Origin of the sequence: Inquilinus limosus MP06 (genome assembly GCF_000767795.1) — a bacterium.
Taxonomy (GTDB): domain Bacteria; phylum Pseudomonadota; class Alphaproteobacteria; order DSM-16000; family Inquilinaceae; genus Inquilinus; species Inquilinus limosus_E.
Genome location: NZ_JANX01000874.1, coordinates 1 through 1,773, shown reverse-complemented (window position 1 = coordinate 1,773; position 1,773 = coordinate 1). Strand labels below are relative to the sequence as shown.

1 protein-coding gene is annotated in these 1,773 nt (G+C 70.6%); it reads right to left on the bottom strand.

Annotated features, from left to right (window positions below; translation table 11 throughout):
• Nucleotides 1–182 precede the first annotated feature (182 nt).
• Nucleotides 183–1,745 carry a S41 family peptidase gene (locus P409_RS33470; RefSeq protein ID WP_052121691.1) on the bottom strand — a complete coding sequence of 521 codons (1,563 nt, stop codon included), beginning with the start codon at nucleotides 1,743–1,745 and terminating at the stop codon, nucleotides 183–185.
• Nucleotides 1,746–1,773 lie beyond the last annotated feature (28 nt).

The window sequence follows — 1,773 nt, the reverse complement described above, 5'->3', positions numbered from 1 at the left end:
GGGCGGCGCGGCCTGCAGTGCCGCGGCCACCATCCCCTCGCTCGGAATCAGCATGCTTTGCGTCGCGCTCCGGCCCTTGCGCCGTGTCTTGATCACCGGCGTTTCATCCATGGCTCACCTCCTGGGCTGCCCGGAGGACGAACGGGACCGGCGCGATCCGACAAGGTCCGCGCCGAAGGACGCTATTGTGCGTGGGCGGCGACGGTGCCGCGGTCCTGCGACCCCAGCGCCTGGGCGTAGAGGGCGGGGTCGCTGATCAGTCCGACCGCGACCTGGATGTCGAGATCGGCGTCATGCACCTGCCAGGGGCAGGCGGAGCGCACGCGGCGCAGCGCCGTCTCGTCGTCCGGGGCGCGGAAGCGCTCTGCCATCGCCTCGCTCATGCTCGGCGCCTGGCCGGCGCGGAAGGCGTCGATCATCGCCTTGGCGTCGGTGCCGCTGCCGCTGGTGCAGACGGTCGGCAGGATGCCCTGGCGGTGCCAGGTGTAGCCGGAGGGCGCGTAGATCCGGCTCCAGGTCAGGAACAGCTCGCCGTCATTCGGCAGCCGGGTCACGGTCTGGACGCTGCCCTTGCCGAAGGAGGTGGAGCCGACCAGGATCGCCCGGTCCGCGTCCTGCAGCGCCGCGGCGGTGATCTCGGCGGCGGAGGCGGAATGGCCGTCGACCAGCACGGCGAGCGGCAGGTGGCCGGAGATGTCGCCGTTGCGGGCCGAGAAGCTCTGGTCGCTGTCCGGGTTGCGGCCGCGGGTCGACACGATCGGGCCGTGATCCATGAACATGTCGGCCAGCGCCACCGACTGGTCCAGGAGGCCGCCCGGATTGCCGCGCAGGTCGAGGACGATGCCGCGGGCCTTACCGTTCAGGCCGCGCAGCAGGCCGGTCACGGCGTTGCGCACGGCGGCGGCCGCGGTGGTGTTGTAGCGCAGCAGCTTGACGACGATGATGTTGTCGCGCACCTCGCTGCGGACCATGTTCTCGATGACCTTCTCGCGGGTCATCGTCGCGGTGCGGCTGTTGCCCTTGGGCTCGCGCACGGTCAGGTCGACCTTGGTGCCGACCGGCCCGCGCATCAGGTCGGCGATCTCGTCGACCTTGGCGTCCTCCACCGACACCCCGTCGACGGCGACGATCAGCGATCCCTTCAGCAGGTTGGCGCGGGCGGCCGGCGTGTCCGGGAACACGTCGCCGATCACCGGCCGGCCCTTGTCGTCCTGGCTCAGGGCGATGCCGACGCCGGTGTAGCCGTCGCGCTGGGCGCGGTCGTCGCGGGCCCGGTCCGGGTTGACGTAGCGGGAATAGGGGTCGAGGTCCGACAGCAGAGCCTCGTAGACCGCCTGGTACGCGGCCTCGTTGCCGGCGGTGGCGATCTTCGCCGAGGCCAGCGAGGCCGAATCGAGGGTGGAGGCGACCAGCGTGCCCCAGTCATAGGAGGCGTCGGGCGCGGGCGAATCGAAATCCCCGACCACATGGCCGGCGCGGATCAGCTGCACCCGGCTGCCGTCGCGGCGGACGCTGAGCGTGTCGTCGAGCTTGGACAGGCCGTTCAGCCCGTCCAGCGCCAGCTTCCCGAAATCCTCCTTGACCAGATAGACTTCCTGGATGCGGTCGAAGCCGACGGTGAACACCGACGGGTCGGCGAAATGGCCGGCCTCGCGGGCCTGCGCCTCGGTCTGCGGGACCGGGGAGTCCGGGGCGGAGGCAAGGCAGCCCGAAAGCACCAGCAGCGCTGCAACAACCGCCGCCAACCGCTTCTGACACAACACTTAATGGAAC